Source organism: Vibrio sp. TRT 1302, assembly GCF_050113875.1.
GTDB lineage: Bacteria > Pseudomonadota > Gammaproteobacteria > Enterobacterales > Vibrionaceae > Vibrio.
Genome location: NZ_JBNJOF010000019.1, coordinates 17944 through 36197 on the forward strand (window position 1 = coordinate 17944; position 18254 = coordinate 36197).

Consider the following 18254-nt stretch of genomic DNA (forward strand, 5'->3'; position numbering starts at 1 on the left):
TTATCGTTAGGCCAATATAATAATATTAATGCTAGTGAAAGTCGCACCTTAAGTGCGACTTTTACTGATATATAAGGGAGTTAAGCGCGCTTTTTACAATGCTCGATAGCGTTGCTCAGTAGCTCAAGTGCGCTTTGATCACATTCAGGTAGGGCCGCGTCACTTTCACCTACAGGGGTTACTCGTTCACCCCATCGAATATGACAAGCGCCCCAAGTGAGACCCGCACCAAATGCAGCCAATAGTAGGTTATCCCCTGGTTTAACGAAGCCTTGCTCTAGGGATTCACATAACGCGATTGGTACCGTCGCCGCTGATGTATTGCCATAGTTGTGAATATTAACGAACGCTTTATCTTGGTTGATTCCAGAAAGATCGCATAAGGTTTGGATAATGCGAATGTTTGCCTGGTGCGGAATGACCACATCAATGTCGTCAGTGGATAAACCACTACGTGCCAATACGTTTTGCGCCGCGGCGCCCATACCTTTTACAGCTCGTTTAAAGATCTCTTTACCTACAAAGTTGAAATCCCAATAGCCATTGTCAGCAGCAAAACGATCCATTGATGTGCCAAATTTAGGAACAGAAAGAATATCACGTCCAGCAGAGTCACAGCCTAGTTGTGCCTGCTGTAAGCCCACTTGCTCTTCTGTACGCGTTAACACAACTGCGCCCGCGCCATCGCCAAACAACACGGCAGTATCACGCATTGTCCAGTCAATGAAGAATGACAAACGCTCAGCACCAACCACTATCGCATTTTGATAATTACCCGCCTGCATCAGGCGTGTTGCTGTTTCTAAGCCGTAAACGAATCCCGTACACGCAGCATTAAGATCAAACGCAGTCGCAGCTTTGATGCCAAGATTCTGAGCGACTTTAGAAGCAATATTCGGAATGAGTGAGTCGGGTGAACAGGTTGCAATAATAATGAGGTCAATCTCATCAGCACTTTTACCCGCACAAGCCAACGCATGCTTTGCGGCAACTGTGGCCATGTCAGAGGTGTTTACGTGACTGATACGGCGGTTTTCAATACCAGTTCTCGTTCTAATCCATTCATCTGATGTATCAAGAAAAGTGCTTAAATCTGCATTAGAGAGCGTAGCTGGCGGTAGGCATTTCCCCCAACCAGTAATTTCTGCATAGAAATTTTTCATTTAGAGCCTTTGAATTTGTTATTTGTATCACTCGATTGTTTCAGAGTATAACTATCGATGACATTGACTGTCATCTTATAGAAAAAATAACGAGAGAAAAACTATGTCTACCTTTAATACACGATGCCCATCTTGCTCAGGTATCAATCGGGTGCCGACCGAACGTATTGCAGAATCTCCAGTATGTGGGAAATGCCAAACACCCCTACTTGATGGGGCACCTATTGAAGGAACCGATTTAAACTTCACTGCACTTTTAAACAGTGACGTACCCGTGGTGGTCGATTTTTGGGCACCATGGTGTAACCCATGTGTTGGATTTGCTCCCGTCTTTGCGGACGAAGCCAGTGAGCGAGCAAAAAACGTTCGATTTGTAAAAGTCGATACTGAAAGCCAGCAAAACCTCGCAGCAATGTATCAAATTAGAAGCATTCCAACCGTAATGGTGTTTAAAAACGGCAAAAGAGTCGACATGATTAATGGCGCCCTACCTAAGGGTCAGTTTAATCAATGGCTTAGCCAAGCAATTTTAAAATAACCAACTGTCAAAACCCTCTATTACAGCGGTCAAAAATGCATATTTTGGCCGCTTTTCTTTGCAATTATTCAGCCTCATTATTGATAATGGTTTTTTATCGTCAAGATTAAAACCTTTCGCTTTACCTTCACCAGCTTTAGTCCGATAGTCGCGCCAAATCCTGTTCATATTTAATCCATACTTTGAGGCCACGACATTGGAAAACACCCTAGCCCCTGCTCCTAAAGCTCGCATTTCAGTACCTGTCATTGCGCTTGCTCTATATGCAGTCGCTTCAGGCTATTTAATGAGCCTAATTCCTTTAATGTTGCCTGAATATGGACTCGAAGGTTCTCTAGCAAGTTGGCTAGCAAGCGTGTTCTACGCTGGCCTACTGATCGGCGCTATTGGTGTTGAGCCTTTAGTCAAGAAAGTCGGTCATCGCTCAGCGTTCGTTTGGTGCTTAGTGGCATTTATCATCACCATCATGATGCTGCCTTTATTACCCAACGCCACCGCGTGGATCATCGCTCGTTTTGTCGCTGGTATGGCCGTTGCGGGCGTATTTGTCATCGTCGAGTCATGGCTGCTACATGGTGATGAGAAAGCCCGAGCTAAACGTCTTGGGTTGTACATGGCATCATTGTATGGCGGTAGTGCGTTAGGACAACTTGGCATTGGCGTCATCGGCATTTCCGGCGGTGTCCCTTTTATCACCATAGTGACATTGCTCATTGTCGCCGTAGTGGTATTGCTATTCGGTGAAAGTGACCAGCCAGAAAGCGCGCACAGTACTCCGTTATCCCTAAAACAGATTGGAAAACTGAATCACGCCGCGATCATTGGTTGTGCGGTATCCGGACTGACCCTTGGTGCCATCTATGGTCTTATGCCTATCGAGTTGCAGACTCGCGGTATTCAAAATAGTGATATTGGTGGTCTGATGGCGATTATTATCCTTGGCGGAATGGCGGTTCAACCTATCGTGCCATGGTTATCTAAATTCTTAGGCCGCACATTGTTGATGGCGCTGTTTTGCATGTTAGGTGTAGCAGCAATTACATTCACAACCATGGTTGATGGCCTGCAAGCTTTAGGCGCTGGCTTGTTTTTATTAGGTATGGCGACATTCGCACTCTACCCTGTTGCAATCAACTTAGGATGCGACAAGTTAGACGCTAACTACATAGTGTCTGCCACTCAAGTTATGCTCTTTAGCTATAGCATCGGCTCTGTTGCAGGTCCTGTTGCCGCTGACTGGTTTATGGCGGGTACACAAGGCTTAATGGGCTACTTATTCGCGACTCTATTGGCAACGTGTTTGTATATGTTGATTGCTAGTATCCGTACGAAACGTCAAGCAGTCGCTGGCGAATAACCACCACAAAAAAGGACACGATTTGTGTCCTTTTCTTTATCTATTGAGTCTCTGAAATCGATTGGAAGCATTAGGCTCAGGCTTGTCAGGTACCGCTTTTCGTTCGTGAAGTAGGTGACGAATTGATAACAATGGATGAGGCAACAACATTCTTGGCCCAGCGTATCGCATCACAAGTTTCATCTGTTGCTTCGGTTCTGGTTTGTAGCAATGAATCGGACATCGATTACAAGTAGGTTTCATCTCACCATACGGGCAACGATCTAACTTAGTTTCGGCGTAATCACGCAGTGCCTGACACTCCACACAGAGTACCCCGTTTGTCTTGTGATGATCGCGACAGTAAATGGCGATCATGGCACAAACTGTTTTGAACTCGGTAAGTAACTCGCCCTGTAAAATGCTCGATATGGCCATGTTTATGCTCTGGTCAGGTTCATTTGATACAAAAGTAAATCTACTGTATCACTTATTGGCTCTTGAACTTTGACATAGGTAAAGCCTAGTTTAGATAACAAAGCTCGGCTTCCAACGTTGTCGCTCGTTGTGATCGCCACCAGCTCATCTATGTTTGAAATCTGTTTGGCGTAATTAATCACTGCCTGACCTGCTTCATAGCCAAATCCTTGCCCATACGTTGAAGGCAAGAAACCATAGCCAATGTCATATGCACTCAATTCAGGCCTTTTGATTAAGCCGCATACGCCAAGCTTCTCTTTGCTATCGAGTCGCTCTACTAGCAAAAGACAAACACCATGCTGGTGATGCATGGCTAGAATCTTCTCTTCGATATACTTCACTGCATCTGCTTGTGAGCGTATCTGCTTATCACCAATAAATTGAAGGAAATCAGGTGTGTTGTACAACTGCTCAATAAAATGAGCATCGCTTTGTTCAACCATTCTCAACCTTAGTCGCTCAGTGATCAGTGAATGCATAAATTTTGTTTCCTATAATTTTACTTAGGTGTGAGCTTAACATCGCCAAGTTACGTAAAACATCTATCAATGTCGATTGTTGTTAGGTATTACCGGGAGATGAGAACTGATGCGTATTTTCCTTCTACTCACTGCCCTGCTGTTCGGTCCCATGGCTTGGGGCTACCCTACTTATAGCCACCCAATGCCTCACCGTAGTCTGATCTATTTTGCTCCGACTAACGACTCTCACGTCAAACAATTTGTTCTGGAGAGCTTAATCAACGAATGTGAGCTAGAAGAGCGAGATTTGATCACGCTTGTCGTTACGGCGGATGGTTTTACCTCTCCAGCATGGATGAAAGAGGAGTTTGACCTGCCAGCGTTATTTGACGCTTACAAGGTTAAGCCTGATTCACATACCATAATATTGCTCGGCAAAGACGGTGGCGAGAAACGTCGCTGGGACAAAAAAACGGATTGGGAACTCGTCAAACACATTATCGACCTAATGCCAATGAGGCAGCGTGAAATGGCGACTAAAGTGAGCCCGTGTTCCGCTTAGTTAACGGCGCTTTATTGCCACAACTGAAAAGGTATGCCAATGCTTTAGCTTGCCTAGTGATGTCGGAGCTTGTTCGTCACGCTCATAAAACCGTACGACTTCAAAATTGGTGAAGAGTTTACGAATATTCTCCTCACTAAACGCAGACGTTACACTTCTATAATTATTTGCCCAGCTGTCCTTTAATCCCATGAAATCACCGGCAAAGACACCACCTAACTCTAAACAAGACTCGATACGACGCCAAATTTCATCAAAGTAATCAGGATCAGCGAAAAACAGACTTGAATTTGCAATAACAACACCCGCGCTTGGATAGTCATAGTTTTCGAAGGAAGATTGGGTTAACTCGATGAATGGATTTGCCCCAAATCTGTCATTACAAATGGCTAATGAGTCCGGATTAATGTCAAAGCCATATACTTGGTAACCTTGTTGGAACAGATACTCCATATCACTACCCGTCCCGCATCCACAATCAATCGCAACTTTAGTAACAGATTGGTTTAACCTCACCACCCATTCGGTTCTTTGAGAATGAGGACGAGCCAAGGCTTTTTGGTAATACTCTTGCCAGATTTTCTTATTCTCATCCATGCTGGGGTCGCTCCATAGTTCTACTTAAGTGGCGATGACTAGTTGATATCAATAAGTACATAACGTGCGTCAATATCGCTGCCCTTAACAGTACAAAGGACTAAACCGCTCTGTGCCGATTCTGAACAAAACACCAGCTCACCTTTGGCGTTCCATAGTGAGTTTTTACCACATGCTTTCCAACCACCCGTTGTCGATATGTGGTTACTTAGCAGTACTGGGAAACGGCATTTTGTCGCGATGTCAGCGAGAAGATTTGCATCGGCTTCAAAGCCTTGTTGTGAAATAAGTGCACTAACCAAATAAAGAGTTGCGCCCAACTGATGCGCGGCTTGTGAGTGCTCTGGTGCTGAAAAATCTGCACATATTGCTAGTGCAATCCTGTGACCAGCGATTTCGAGTAGATAATCCTTGTTTCCGGCTGAGCAATATATTTCCTCACCTTGGTGCAAATATTGTTTCGAATAGAATTCCACCTTTCCGTTAGGAAGACAGATCACCGCAGCGATCGTGGGTTTTAGCGTCGCAGATGTTTTTAAAGGAAAGCCAGCAATAACCGCGGCGTTATGCTCAACGGCAGAATCTGACAAACGAGTGAACACGTCAGATTGAGTCGTCATTGCAAGCTCTTCAGCCATTTCGAGCTCATAACCGGTCAGCGACAACTCTGGAAAGACAACTAAATCGGCGCCCTTTTGTGCAGAGATTGCGATCATCTCCAGATGCCGTGAAAGATTGGCTGGCAAGTCACCTTTTGTGACTGGGGTTTGCACCAAGCTGATTGTGAGTCCAGTGTTCAAGGTTCCTCCTTAACCAAACAAATACTCGCTTAGGCTTATAGTGCCGTGAGTTCTTTCTTCTCGCAACGGTAAGATGGTTTTGAATGTTAGACACGTGGGGTGCTGCCAAGAATCTCCGTTCAATCGGAGTGCAGCTTAGACAAACGTTAAGCCTTAAGTAACAAGAGAAGTGGTTGTTTTAGATGGATACAAAAAAACCAGCTCTTAGCTGGTCAATATCTGAAATGGAGGCGCGTCCCGGAGTCGAACCGAGGTCCACGGATTTGCAATCCGCTGCATAGCCACTCTGCCAACGCGCCTCAAATTTTTAGATGGTGCCCCGGGCCGGACTTGAACCGGCACAGCGCGAACGCCGAGGGATTTTAAATCCCTTGTGTCTACCAATTTCACCACCAGGGCAACGCAATTTGCGATGGTACACCATCATCCGAACGAGCGTGTCATTCGAACGAGGTGTACTTTAATCGATTGTTCGCCAAGGTCAATATAATTAAGACTTAATTGAGTTTGAATGCCGAAAAATTCATCTTAGCGGTTACAAAACAACTGAAACAGCTAAGAATCAGACAGTTCCCAGTTCATCAGTACGTTCAACAATTAATCGACGCGTAGTAGATATCGTCTTGAGTTGTGTGCACAAAATGGAATTCAAGTTTTTTACCGTCTTCATCGGTTACTAGGATGGTCAGTTGTTCTGGTTTCGTTTTGAGCGGTGGATATTTCGCTTCAAACCAAGAACGGTATATACCTTCCGAGTCATAGTGTTTTGACGTCAATTGAAACAGGCTCGGCCCGCTCATCAGTGCACCACTTTCCGTCACAACTTCTGCGTCGATCAATTTATTGTGCTCAAGTGTAGACTCAAGAACCGCAGTGATGGAGATACTGTTGTCTTCATCTCTGCTCGGGAAAAGGCTCACCTTGTGTTCTGCGTACTGCTCCGCTATACCGTCATGCTTTGCTTTGTGATATCCACAACTGGTACTAGCGACTTCGATTTGACTACCTTCGACTACAGGTTTGTAGTATTCACGAGTTGTCGGATAAAGCACACAACCCGCGAGGAGTATGCTTAATAAAGCCACATGCCAAATTCTATTCATAATGTCTCCTAATTCGGCCGTTATTATGAACACTGTTTTATTAAATCTCTACCACTATATGCAAATGCTAATTTTTCATAAATGTAAATTTGCCGTCTAAGGGACGATGGCGAGGGTTCTGTCCTTAAAGATGACGTTCTCGATATTGACCAGCGTATCTTTGCCTGTTGAAGGACAAGCGACGATGTATCCACTAACACTTGGTTGGACTTGAGAGCACTCACTATACTTGGCATCAACTACATAGCTATCGTTACCCATTTTTCCATCAACAGTATTATTGTATTTGTTCCCTTCGAGTCTATTGTCCCTATCGTTTGCGATAAGATTGATGGCTCGATTGCCGATGATTTGAGCATTAAGTAGCCACTGTGATTTATAGGTATACTCTTCCCCAGCAATGGCGTCATCACGATTCATTTTAAACGTCGCAACATCACTGCTAGCCGGAAACTGGTTGATCTTAAATGTATATACGCCCTCAGAGTCGATACGAGCCGTGTACTGGATATAGTCATGGAAGAACTGCGAAATCCACTGTTTGGCATCGGGATCTTGAGTGTCCATCGCTTGGCGCGTCAAAGCCTGATAGCCATCCAAACCAGTTCCGTTATGTTGAGCGAGCCCCATATACGCTTCAAATGCAGCAGCAAAATACTCATGCGAGTATGTAGTGCCTATCGTTGCGGAGTTAACGTCATCCCCTAGCCACTCTTGCCATGTGTCTTCTTCTGGTCGCCATACGGCATTTCTTCCCGCTTTATGGTCTTGATAAAGGCTCAGCGCCCGCGCATCAATCTGCTGTTGCAACGCTTGATAGTTGCTGTTCGGCGCAATTCCTTGTGCTTGAACAAGGTGAAGTATCTCTTCATAGGCAGCATCTCTATCGGCATTACGACCGAGGTTCGTACAGTAACTGGCGTACTTACTCATGTAATGACAATCGCCATCAAGCGTGAGCTCTCGGTACATTAATGCTTGGCTGTTCATTAGCCATTTGGGTGTCTGTGTACTTTTTGATACACCCTGAACAAAACTTTCGCTAACCGCTTCAACATCCGCTTCACTTTGGTTAGCACTGTAGTTGGTAAACGAATGGATAAACGCCTGTTCACTGGTAAAGTCCAGTCCAGCTAAGGTCGAAGCACCTGAAGCCGTGACCCATGCTTCGAGTTGACCTTGCTTAAACGCTTCTTTGACGAACAATCTCGTCATCAAAGCTTCGTTCGCTTGATCATTAGCGGTTAACATTAGGGTCGCATTTCGTTCAGCCATACTATTGGCGATCGACGTCTTATCCGAACCATAACTGCTACCTGAAAAATCAGTGAGTAGATGCTGCATAATCATAACGGCACGACGGATTTTCTCTCCATTGACTCCATCATCAGCGGCAATGATATGAATGGCGGCTTCGGATGTTGACGTTTTAGAACTTCGACTCACATTCGCTCGCGGTAACAGTTTCACGTAAGTGGTAATTCCTTGAACAGCAAATTCACTTGGTACATCTTTATATACTGTCGCAGACCCAATTGCTGAGCCCTGAATAATGGGTAAGCTCACATTGTTATTCACGCTTGATTGAGTATCACTACCGCAGCCTGACAAAACCGTAAGTGACACCAGTAAAGATAAGTTTGTTTTGTTCATTTTCGCATTTCCCAATACGGCTAGATGAGTCGATTTCGAGCAGTTTCTAAGTAGACACATCGATTTTTTGAGCATGCTATTGGTCAGTATGGCCAATTTCAATTATGCATTCGATTACACATCCGAGTTCGCATTTGCTATGTAAGCGATACCTTTTCGCTTCTTACATTTGGTTGACATACTCAAGCACGGAATGGGGAAAATTTGGCAGCAACATCGAGAGTTGCATGTGGTGAATCACGCGAGTCAATGCTTTTTAAAGAAGATGAATACGGTAAAAAACCGGACGTAAGCGTTTGTAAGCATTTTCCTATCACAACCGCTCATCTTTATTGAGTATTTACCTATCAAACGTACGCAATATATAGCGTCAGCGTTTAGAAATCGTTCGTAAACCTTCCGTTCTAGCGCGGCTATCCATATACACCAACAATGTGTTCGCTTGATGCATCACTCTATTGATATATACTGCGGCGAAAATGAGCGAAGGTGGTGCGTCGTTTGATGAACTCAAAGATTTTACTAATCGAAGACGATAAAGATATTTCCCAGTTAACCAAAATGTATCTCACAGCAGAAGGCTATGATGTCGACGTGATCGATAACGGCAATATTGCTGTCGAGAGAATCCGTCAAAGCAATCCTGATTTGGTGTTACTCGACCTGATGCTACCCGGCAAAACCGGCGCAGAAATTTGCAGTGAAGCGCGCCAGTTTTACTCGGGTATGATCATGGTACTGACGGCGACAGAAGACGATATGAGTGAAGTGAGTTTACTCAAATTCGGCGCAGATGATTACGTCACCAAGCCTGTTCGAGGTCACATACTCGTCGCGCGTATTGAAGCTTTGTTACGCCGTTATAAGAGACAACAAACACTCGAACAAGTTAACCATATTTGCGATGCTCATGGCATCGTCATTAACAATCAAAACCAAACCGCCTACTACGATCATAAGCCGATTTGCCTTACAAATTCCGAATTCGAAATCCTTCAACTGTTGATCGAACATGCAGGTCAAACGGTGTCTCGGGAGCATTGTTGCCGATTGGCCAGAGGCATCGAATACGATGTCAATAATCGTTCTATTGATATGCGTATTTCTGGGCTACGCAGGAAACTGATCCAAGCGGAAGTCTATACCGCAACGATCAAAACCGTCCGTAACCAAGGTTATAAATTAGTAGGCACTAGCCAATGCTGATCAGTTGTCGTCCTAAGTCTATGTTCAGTTGCCTCTATGCTGAAAGCTTGGTCGGTCTTGTCATCACCTTATCCGTGTTCATGCATTTTGGTAGCCAGTATCTACGCCAATCTGATATCGAGGTCTTTGTTCAAGATGGAATCAGCCACGCGCAGCATTACCTCAATAGCCGTTATGAACCACAAGGTTTGTATGAACGACTCAACCGATTTCAACACCTCACTTTTTACGACTACACCCTGTCGCTTGAATCGAATCTCGATGAAAATCAATCGCTGTGCGACGACTGCACGTTATACTCAAGTTCACAAGGCGTTAAGGTGTATATGGATGCCGATGACCTCCTCCATACAGCCTTGCCGCTTCCTAACTCCACTAAATATTTAGTGTTCAGAGAGATCGAAGACCCCTTTATTGCCGCGGTTCCTTGGTATAAGGATCGTGAAGTTCGCTTTATGTTGACGCTCTTTGTGACCATGAGCCTTGCATTGGCACTACTTATTTACCTTCCCCTTCACCGCGTCAATAAACGGATAAATCGTCTCATCTCTGTTCAGGAGCGCTTTGGGCAGGGTGAGCTGCACATTAGAGCCGACGATTACCATATCTCGCCTATCAAGGAGATCGCGCAGAGCTTTAACAGCATGGCGGATGACATCGAGCGTTTAGTTAAACAGGGACAAGTCTTTGCTCATGCTTTCCCACATGAAATTCGCACTCCACTCAGTAAGATTCAAATGGCGTGTGATCTCGTTCAACGTCAAGACTGTCCCAATCGAGATCAACTTTTCAATGATATCGATGGCTATATTCAAGATATCTGTAGCCTATCCGCAGACATCCATCAATTATCCCGGCTAAGCAATGAGTCTGGTTTTCACACCAGTCGGCCAGATAAAACCGTTGTCTCACTCAAAGAGTTTTGTGCAAACCGTCTCAACATGATCGCAAGTTGTGACGTTCAATTAGAGGTTAAGCACAACCGAGTAATGGACTCATTATCTTTGCCCGTGACATTAGCAAAACTTGTTCTCGATAACTTAGTTAAGAATGGCGATCGCTATGGCAATGGGTTGGTAAAAATCACCATCGACAGAGCCGATAGACATTGGATCATTGATGTCGAGGATAACGGAGTGGGAATCCCAGAAGATAAGCGAAGTGTAATCTTTCTTGCCTTTTCTCGCCTGGACGCCAGCCGCAATGCTAACAACGGAGGCTTTGGATTAGGGTTAGCCATCGCAAACAGCGCTGCCAAACTGCTTAACTGGACTATCTCGGTCGGTGATAGTGACTTAGGTGGTGCAAAGTTTCGCCTTTCTATCAGAGATGAATAACGTTAAAACAAGCCCCATAACGAGACGGGGCCTGATAACCTATTAAGGCAAGACCAAGCTAGCCCAGTAATACATCACCGTGACTTTCACGCACTGGCCAACACTTTACCGATACGCTTGGATCTTCAATGCACTCTCCCGTAGATAAACAGAAGTGCTGTTTATATAAGGGGGAAGCTACACATAGTTTGCCTTTTACGTCCCCAACGATGCCCCTACTTAACACATACGCTTTGCCAATAGGGTCCCAGTTTTGTAGCGCAAAGAGACCTGAATCGGGGACATAAAACAGCGCTACCTGTTGCCCATCAATAAGCGCGGTACGGCCTTGATACGGGGTCAACTGTGACAAGTCACATACTTTGATCGCTTCAACCACTTCCATCACACTTCCTCCTTGATTGGAATTCGTTGTCCTCTTATGCGTTGATAAGGCAAACTTTGGCTGCCAATATCAGCGTTAATGAAAGGCTTAAACTTGTGTAACTTAGCCGGTGTTTCCAATGTGCTCTTCCATTCGCACTGATAGGTATCGACCACATGTTGCATCTGTTCTTCTAGTGACTGAGCAATATCCAATGCATCGTCGATCACGACTTGCTTGAGATAATCGAGTCCCCCTTCGAGATTTTCGAGCCAAACGGATGTTCTTTGTAAACGATCCGCGGTGCGCACGTAGAACATCAACACTCGGTCAATCAAGGCAATCAACTCTGTTTTGGTTAAGTCAACTGCGATTAAATCAGCGTGTCTGGGCCTCATTCCTCCATTACCACACACATATAGATTCCAGCCGTTTTCCGTTGCAATAACGCCGATATCTTTGCTCTGTGCTTCAGCACATTCTCGGGTACACCCTGAGACGGCAAACTTGATCTTGTGTGGAGCGCGAAGACCTTTGTAGCGATTTTCTAATTCAATCGCCAAGCCAACTGAATCGTCTACGCCATAGCGGCACCATGTTGAACCAACACACGATTTGACCGTACGAAGCGACTTGCCATACGCGTGCCCTGTTTCAAAGCCAGCATCGATGAGCGCCTGCCATATTTCGGGTAGCTGCTCCACTTGGGCACCAAATAGATCGACTCGCTGACCACCGGTTATCTTGGTGTACAAATCATATTTCTTTGCCACCTGTCCCAGTACAATCAGTTTATCTGGAGTAATTTCCCCACCCGCCACTCTTGGGACAACGGAATAGGAGCCATCTTTCTGCAAGTTGGCCATGAAGGCATCATTAGAATCTTGCAAACTGCTGTGCTGAGGTTCCATGATATGTTCATTCCATAGCGAGGCAAAAATAGAAGCAGCCGTCGGTTTACAAAGGTCACAACCATGCCCTTTGCCATGTTTTGCAATCAAACTGCTAAAGTCTTTGATCTGTTCAACCTGACAGATATGGAAAAGCTCTTGTCTCGACAGTTCAAAGTGTTCGCATAGATGGTTGTTCACCTCAACACCCATCGCAACCAGTTGTGCGTCCAATACCGTTTTGACCATATTGCTGCAACCACCACAGCCTGTGCCGGCCTTTGTTTGCGCTTTTAAGGTATCCAGATCGTGCGCACCCGCTTTGATCGCCGAGACCAAATCCACTTTGGTCACATTATGACAGGAACAGATCACGGCGTTATCCGCTAACTCACCATCGAGTATGCTTGAATCAAACAACAAGTTAGCCGCATGGTCAGGTAAAGGTGTTTTATTGAGGTAGCATTGCAAAAGTGCATCGTAATCGGAGTTGTCCCCAACCAGTATTGCCCCAAGCAGTTGGGTACCCGAAGCATCCACCACCAGCTTCTTATATATCCCTTTTACCGAATCGTGAAGTGTCATCTCTTGTGCCCCTTCGGTAGCCTTGTGGGCATCGCCAATGGACGCAACATCTACGCCAAGCAGCTTGAGTTTGGTACTCATATCAGCACCGGTGAACCCTGCATTTCCTCGCTCTAATAAGCCGTCAGCAACCACTCTCGCCATCGTATATCCAGGCGCGACTAAACCAAAGATTTTCTCTTGCCATAAGGCACACTCTCCGATGGCATATATGTGCGGGTCACTGGTTTTACACTGATCATCAATGACAATTCCCCCTCTTTCCCCAACGTCGAGTTGTGCTTCACGTGCCAGAAAATCTTGCGGACGAATTCCCGCAGAAAAAATAATCACGTCAACTTCAAGTGGCTCGGCATCTTTAAATACCATGCGATGGCAAGCAGTTTCCCCATCACAGATACGCTCGGTTGCAGTCGAGGTATGAACAGACAAACCCAGCGCCTCAATTTTGCCTTTAAGCACCGCGCCCGCTTCATCATCGAGCTGAACTGGCATCAATCGTGGCGCAAATTCAATTACATGAGTCTTTACCCCAAGTAACTTCAATGCGTTAGCCGCCTCAAGCCCTAATAAGCCGCCACCAATGACCGCACCTGTTTTCGCTCCCTGACACGCCGTCTTGATTTCTGACAGATCATCCAGTGTCCGATAAACGAAGATATTACTGCGATCATTGCCGTCAATTGGTGGAACAAAGGGATATGATCCGGTTGCCAACACCAATTTGTCATACCCAATCACCGTATCGCCATCGAGCACTAGACGTTTGTTTTGACGTTCAATTTTACTCACCTGAGATCCCAGCAGTAGTTCGATACCATGTTTGTGGTACCACTCTTCACTGCTTAGCATCAGGTCTTGGTGACTCTTTCCGGCGAACATTGAAGAGAGCTGAACTCGGTCATACGCGATAAATCTTTCTTCACCAATGACGGTAATGCGTTTTTCCAAATGAGCGCTTCGCTCAACCAATTGCGCGACCAGGTGGTGACCAACCATACCATTGCCAACAACTACAATATGTTCCATTTCCATTCTCCTTACGCCGTTTCGCTGAGGTCTGTCTTATCGCCCTTATGTGACGGCGTAACCTGCTTCGACTGTTTCTCATACAAAAAGCGCAGCACACTCTGACGATATTTCTGATACTGGCTATCTTCAGCCAACGCGACGCGGTCTCTTGGTCTCGGCAATTCGATAGAAAGCACCTCGCCAATTGTTGCTGCCGGACCATTGGTCATCATGACGATCTTGTCTGACAACAACACCGCTTCGTCGACGTCATGAGTAATCATGATGACGGTGTTGTTGAGCTCGGCTTGAATTTTCATTAACGAGTCCTGCAAATGCGCACGTGTAAGTGCATCTAAAGCCCCAAACGGCTCATCCATTAACAGCACTTTAGGTTGCAACGCTAGCGCTCTTGCGATGCCGACACGCTGCTTCATACCTCCCGATATCTCATCAGGCTTTTTGTCCGCAGCATGGGACATCTGGATCAACTCAAGGTAGTGTTCGACTTGTCGTTTAATCCATAACTTTGGGTTGGTCTCACCACAGTATTTCGACGCGATTTGTTTCACCGCGAGCTCCACGTTTTGATAAACCGTTAGCCAAGGCAGTAAAGAATGGTTTTGGAACACCACCGCCCGCTCAGGCCCCGGTCCACTCACTTCACGACCATCAACAATTACACCGCCGTCTGTTGGTAAATTCAGGCCTGCGACAAGGTTTAGTACCGTAGACTTTCCGCATCCAGAGTGCCCAATCAAGGAAATAAACTGGCCTTTTTCTATTTGCAGATTGACGTTCTTTAGTGCGATAAATTCACCGTTAGGCGTTGGAAATCGCATTCCCAGTTGTGTTAAATCGAGTATCGCTTTCGACATATGACTCTCCCTATCGCAATGCCTGTTGTTTGTTCCAAGACAGCCATTTCTGCAGCTGCAACATACCTCGGTCTAGTAGTAAACCAATGAAGCCTATGGTGATGACCGCAACCATAATGCGTCCAAGTGAGGCCGAACTGCCATTTTGGAATTCATCCCAAACAAACTTTCCAAGGCCGGGATTTTGCGCCAGCATTTCCGCAGCAATGAGCACCATCCACGCTATGCCTAACGAGAGGCGCAGTCCGGTAAAGATCATTGGAATCGCTGAAGGTAGAACGATCACGCGAATATGGCTCCACCACGATAGTTGCAGTACTTTACTGACGTTGATTAAGTCCTTATCGACGCTGGTCACACCAACCGCCGTATTAATCAGGGTTGGCCAGAGACTACACAGCGCAACGGTCAGCAGAGAGTTCACAAACGATTTCGCCAACAGCGGATCATCACTGACATACGTTGCGCTAACGACCATGGTAACGATGGGTAACCAAGCAAGCGGCGACACTGGCTTTAGCAGCTGGATTATCGGATTGAACGCCTGATACACCCCTTGGTTTAAACCAAGCACGATACCAAGAGGGATCGCAATCACCGTAGCGAGTGCGAAACCACTCGCAACCGTAATCAGACTGGTGATGATCTGGTCAAAAAAAGTGGGCTTCCCCGTGTAAGGTCTGATCTTGACCTCTGCATCGGGATTCTTGGCTAATTTTTCTGCATTGCGTTTTTCTTGTCGCTCGATAAAGGCAACTTCTTTTGCGCGTTCGTCCCAATGCTCGACAACCAAATTACTCAATTGTTGGTAGGTTTGAGCTGGGCCAGGTAAGGTACCCAATGAGGTTTCTACCTGACGAGCACTAAAGTGCCACATCAAAAGGAACATCACGATGCCTATCACTGGTAATAGAAACGCTTTGCTTTTGTTTGCAACCCGATTCTTGCTCGGGATTAACGAGATAACATTGCTCGACATAACGACTCCTCTACATCCTTGTCATTGTTGTAATTTTGAGGGGAGTTGCTCCCCTCTCAGCTTTGCTACACCTTGTCGTGCCCTTTTAGACCAATCGAGAATTTCTCTAGATAGGCATTGGGCGTTCGGCCGTCGTATACGATGTTGTCGATGAAGTGTTTCTGTGGCGCACGGAAGCCGTCTTGCTGTTTAAAATCAGGGAAATCTTTTTCGCTCAATAGACCATCCTCAATCAAAGACTGCGCTGCTTGTTGGTATATGTCAGGGCGATAAACTTGCTTAGCGATGTCCATGTACCATTGATCGGACTTCTGTTGCGGAATTTGTCCCCAACGACGCATTTGGGTCAGGTACCAAATAGCATCACTGTAATAGGGGTAAGTCGCGTTATGACGGAAGAACACGTTGAAATCTGGAACTTCTCTTACGTCACCCTTTTCATATTCGAATGTTCCGGTCATTGAGTTGGCAATAACATCAAAATCCGCTCCCACGTATTTGCTTTCAGATAGCAACTTAACCGCTTCGACACGATTTTGATTGTTGTTGTCGTCAAGCCAATGTGCGGCGCGAATTAAGGCTTTCACCACTCTAATGTGAGTATTGGGGTACTTCTCCGCCCAACTCTTGGAAACACCGAACACTTTTTCTGGATTGTTCTTCCAGATTTCGTAATCAGTTACGACTGGTGCGCCTATCCCTTTAAACACCGCTTGCTGGTTCCAAGGTTCGCCTACGCAATACCCTTGAATCGTACCCGCCTCCATAGTCGCGGGCATTTGCGGTGGCGGTGTCACACTCAACATAACATCTGCGTTGAGCTGCCCACTGTTGTCGCCTACTTCTGGGGCGTAATAGCCTGGGTGTAACCCGCCAGCGGCTAACCAGTAACGCAGTTCGTAGTTATGAGTTGATACCGGAAATACCATTCCCATGTTGAACGGCTTGCCTTGATCCAAATAACTCTCTACCACTGGTTTAAGCGCATCCGCCTTAATTGGATGTACAGGTTTGCCATCCGCCTGCTTGGCGATAAATGGTTTCATTTTTTGCCAAGTGTCATTGGAAACCGTGATTGCGTTGCCGTTAAGATCCATACTGAATGCAGTAATGACTTCCGCTTTGGTTCCAATACCTATCGTAGCCCCCAAAGGTTGCCCCGATAACATATGCGCCCCATCAAGCTCTCCGTCAATGACGCGATCGAGTAACACTTTCCAGTTCGCCTGCGCTTCTAATGTGACGTAGAGCCCTTCATCTTCAAAGAACCCTTTTTCATAGGCGATCGCCAACGGTGCCATGTCCGTCAGTTTGATAAAGCCAAATTTGAGGTCTTCAATTTCAGGCTCACCAACGTTGGCGTACGTATGAGGTAAATAAAGCAATGTCGCTAGGCTTAGTGCGGTTAACGACTGCTTTGAGACTGTCTTCCATTTCATAGATTTTCTCCAAAAAAAAGGCGCCACGTCTCCGAAGAGTCGTAGCGCCATTGCATCCTTGTCTATTACCGCCGTTGATAATGTCAGGTTACGATTGAACAAATTGTGATACTGCTTGTTTTACCTATTCCAAGTTGCGTGCCAAAGATGAAATATTTTAAATATCAAATGGTTAACGTAACTTTCCATTCCTAAAATTCTATATTTGCCTTGAATTAGTGCACGGCGCACCATTGCGGATTTTTTTGTATAACCCCAAAGTGGTAGAAGAGTTACTGAAGCGCCTCAAGGGTTTGCAATAAGTTTCGCGCTACTTGAGCAAGTGATTGGCTTGACTGCATCGCTGTCTTTCGCATCGCCTTGTATGCCGAATCCTCATCAACCTGATGGAGTTTCATTAGCATGCCCTTGGCTTTTTCGATCACCTTCCGTTCTTGTAAATTGGTTTCTAGCGCGGTAATTTTTTGCTGTAGAAGATCCAGCGTGGTACGTAGTTGGCATGCATGCTCCAGCCATGGACCTAGCGATAACGTCTGTTCATTTGAGAGCAAAACATAATCAACCGATTCAGGTAAGCGATTAATATCATTAACATTTATCCCATCCAATATAATCACTAGTGGACGGTTTTTGAGGCTACAAAATTCAATCATCAGCTTCACTTCTGCGCAGGCTCTTTGCCAGCCCACTACGACTAACGCGTCGGGCTCACGTTCCAGCATCTTTTCAAAATTACTTAACTGACAAGTGATGATATTGTCATAGTCTTTGGCGAGTTGAGTCGCAAGTTGTGCCTGCTGATCGAGGCGATCACAACAGATGACAATCGGGTTTTGGGAGAGTTTTTGTTTCATCAACATTCCTTGTTTTTC

Annotated in this window: 19 protein-coding genes and 2 tRNA genes; 5 read left to right on the forward strand and 16 right to left on the reverse strand. The window is 45.7% G+C overall.

Annotated features, from left to right (window positions below; all coding sequences use genetic code 11):
- Positions 1–80 precede the first annotated feature (80 nt).
- A complete protein-coding gene (locus ACQEXP_RS17260; protein WP_426971067.1) occupies positions 81–1163 on the reverse strand; it encodes a ketoacyl-ACP synthase III in 1083 nt (360 codons plus the stop codon).
- A gap of 103 nt (positions 1164–1266) precedes the next feature.
- Here ACQEXP_RS17260 and trxC point away from each other — a divergent pair, with 103 nt between their 5' ends.
- Positions 1267–1701 (forward strand): thioredoxin TrxC, encoded by a 435-nt coding sequence (trxC, locus tag ACQEXP_RS17265; RefSeq protein WP_426971068.1) that lies wholly within the window; start codon positions 1267–1269, stop codon positions 1699–1701.
- On the opposite strand, the gene ACQEXP_RS17270 is transcribed toward trxC, so the two are convergent.
- A complete protein-coding gene (locus ACQEXP_RS17270; protein ID WP_426971106.1) occupies positions 1693–1950 on the reverse strand; it encodes a hypothetical protein in 258 nt (85 codons plus the stop codon). The genes trxC and ACQEXP_RS17270 overlap by 9 nt on opposite strands.
- Here ACQEXP_RS17270 and ACQEXP_RS17275 point away from each other — a divergent pair.
- Complete coding sequence (locus tag ACQEXP_RS17275) at positions 1898–3058, forward strand: MFS transporter (RefSeq protein ID WP_269375512.1); 1161 nt, start codon at positions 1898–1900, stop codon at positions 3056–3058. The two genes, ACQEXP_RS17270 and ACQEXP_RS17275, sit on opposite strands and share 53 nt — an antisense overlap.
- Positions 3059–3094: 36 nt before the next feature.
- Here the strand turns inward: ACQEXP_RS17275 and ACQEXP_RS17280 are convergent, their stop codons facing one another.
- Together ACQEXP_RS17280 and ACQEXP_RS17285 are read right to left on the reverse strand one after the other, a co-directional pair.
- Positions 3095–3475, reverse strand: coding sequence for a nitrous oxide-stimulated promoter family protein (locus ACQEXP_RS17280; protein WP_269375513.1), 381 nt, complete (start codon positions 3473–3475; stop codon positions 3095–3097).
- Between the two features lie 2 nt (positions 3476–3477).
- The gene (locus tag ACQEXP_RS17285; RefSeq protein WP_426971069.1) at positions 3478–3996 is read right to left on the reverse strand and encodes a GNAT family N-acetyltransferase; all 519 of its coding nucleotides are present in this window, start codon (positions 3994–3996) and stop codon (positions 3478–3480) included.
- A 109-nt stretch (positions 3997–4105) separates the two neighbouring features.
- On the opposite strand from ACQEXP_RS17285, the gene ACQEXP_RS17290 reads away from it, so the two are divergent.
- On the forward strand, positions 4106–4540 hold the full coding sequence (locus ACQEXP_RS17290) for a DUF4174 domain-containing protein (protein WP_426971070.1): 435 nt from the start codon (positions 4106–4108) through the stop codon (positions 4538–4540).
- Here ACQEXP_RS17290 and ACQEXP_RS17295 read toward each other — a convergent pair whose 3' ends face one another.
- The 6 genes from ACQEXP_RS17295 to ACQEXP_RS17320 all read right to left on the reverse strand — a co-directional run bounded on the left by ACQEXP_RS17295 (position 4541) and on the right by ACQEXP_RS17320 (position 8693).
- Positions 4541–5137 (reverse strand): class I SAM-dependent methyltransferase, encoded by a 597-nt coding sequence (locus ACQEXP_RS17295; protein WP_426971071.1) that lies wholly within the window; start codon positions 5135–5137, stop codon positions 4541–4543.
- 38 nt (positions 5138–5175) lie between these two features.
- Positions 5176–5937 (reverse strand): carbon-nitrogen hydrolase family protein, encoded by a 762-nt coding sequence (locus ACQEXP_RS17300; protein WP_426971072.1) that lies wholly within the window; start codon positions 5935–5937, stop codon positions 5176–5178.
- 225 nt (positions 5938–6162) lie between these two features.
- Positions 6163–6236 (reverse strand) — tRNA-Cys (locus tag ACQEXP_RS17305).
- A 13-nt stretch (positions 6237–6249) separates the two neighbouring features.
- Positions 6250–6336, reverse strand: a tRNA-Leu gene (locus ACQEXP_RS17310).
- A gap of 191 nt (positions 6337–6527) precedes the next feature.
- Complete coding sequence (locus ACQEXP_RS17315; protein ID WP_269375518.1) at positions 6528–7040, reverse strand: hypothetical protein; 513 nt, start codon at positions 7038–7040, stop codon at positions 6528–6530.
- 96 nt (positions 7041–7136) lie between these two features.
- Positions 7137–8693, reverse strand: a complete 1557-nt coding sequence (locus ACQEXP_RS17320; protein WP_426971073.1) for a hypothetical protein — start codon at positions 8691–8693, stop codon at positions 7137–7139.
- Positions 8694–9197: 504 nt separating this feature from the next.
- Between ACQEXP_RS17320 and ACQEXP_RS17325 the strand changes: the two genes are divergently transcribed.
- Both ACQEXP_RS17325 and ACQEXP_RS17330 read left to right on the forward strand, forming a co-directional pair.
- Positions 9198–9899: a response regulator transcription factor gene (locus ACQEXP_RS17325; RefSeq protein ID WP_426971074.1), complete on the forward strand. Its 702-nt coding sequence runs from the start codon at positions 9198–9200 to the stop codon at positions 9897–9899.
- The gene (locus ACQEXP_RS17330; protein WP_426971075.1) at positions 9893–11236 is read left to right on the forward strand and encodes an ATP-binding protein; all 1344 of its coding nucleotides are present in this window, start codon (positions 9893–9895) and stop codon (positions 11234–11236) included. The genes ACQEXP_RS17325 and ACQEXP_RS17330 overlap by 7 nt, the downstream gene beginning before the upstream one ends.
- Positions 11237–11294: 58 nt before the next feature.
- Here ACQEXP_RS17330 and nirD read toward each other — a convergent pair whose 3' ends face one another.
- The 6 genes from nirD to ACQEXP_RS17360 form a co-directional block, all read right to left on the reverse strand.
- Complete coding sequence (nirD, locus tag ACQEXP_RS17335; RefSeq protein ID WP_269375887.1) at positions 11295–11621, reverse strand: nitrite reductase small subunit NirD; 327 nt, start codon at positions 11619–11621, stop codon at positions 11295–11297.
- The gene (gene nirB, locus ACQEXP_RS17340) at positions 11621–14104 is read right to left on the reverse strand and encodes a nitrite reductase large subunit NirB (RefSeq protein WP_426971076.1); all 2484 of its coding nucleotides are present in this window, start codon (positions 14102–14104) and stop codon (positions 11621–11623) included. The genes nirD and nirB overlap by 1 nt, the downstream gene beginning before the upstream one ends.
- A gap of 11 nt (positions 14105–14115) precedes the next feature.
- A complete protein-coding gene (locus ACQEXP_RS17345) occupies positions 14116–14964 on the reverse strand; it encodes an ABC transporter ATP-binding protein (protein WP_269375523.1) in 849 nt (282 codons plus the stop codon).
- 10 nt (positions 14965–14974) lie between these two features.
- Positions 14975–15943 (reverse strand): ABC transporter permease, encoded by a 969-nt coding sequence (locus ACQEXP_RS17350; protein WP_426971077.1) that lies wholly within the window; start codon positions 15941–15943, stop codon positions 14975–14977.
- 65 nt (positions 15944–16008) lie between these two features.
- Positions 16009–17382, reverse strand: a complete 1374-nt coding sequence (locus ACQEXP_RS17355; protein WP_426971078.1) for a CmpA/NrtA family ABC transporter substrate-binding protein — start codon at positions 17380–17382, stop codon at positions 16009–16011.
- 272 nt (positions 17383–17654) lie between these two features.
- A complete protein-coding gene (locus tag ACQEXP_RS17360) occupies positions 17655–18236 on the reverse strand; it encodes an ANTAR domain-containing response regulator (RefSeq protein WP_426971079.1) in 582 nt (193 codons plus the stop codon).
- Positions 18237–18254 lie beyond the last annotated feature (18 nt).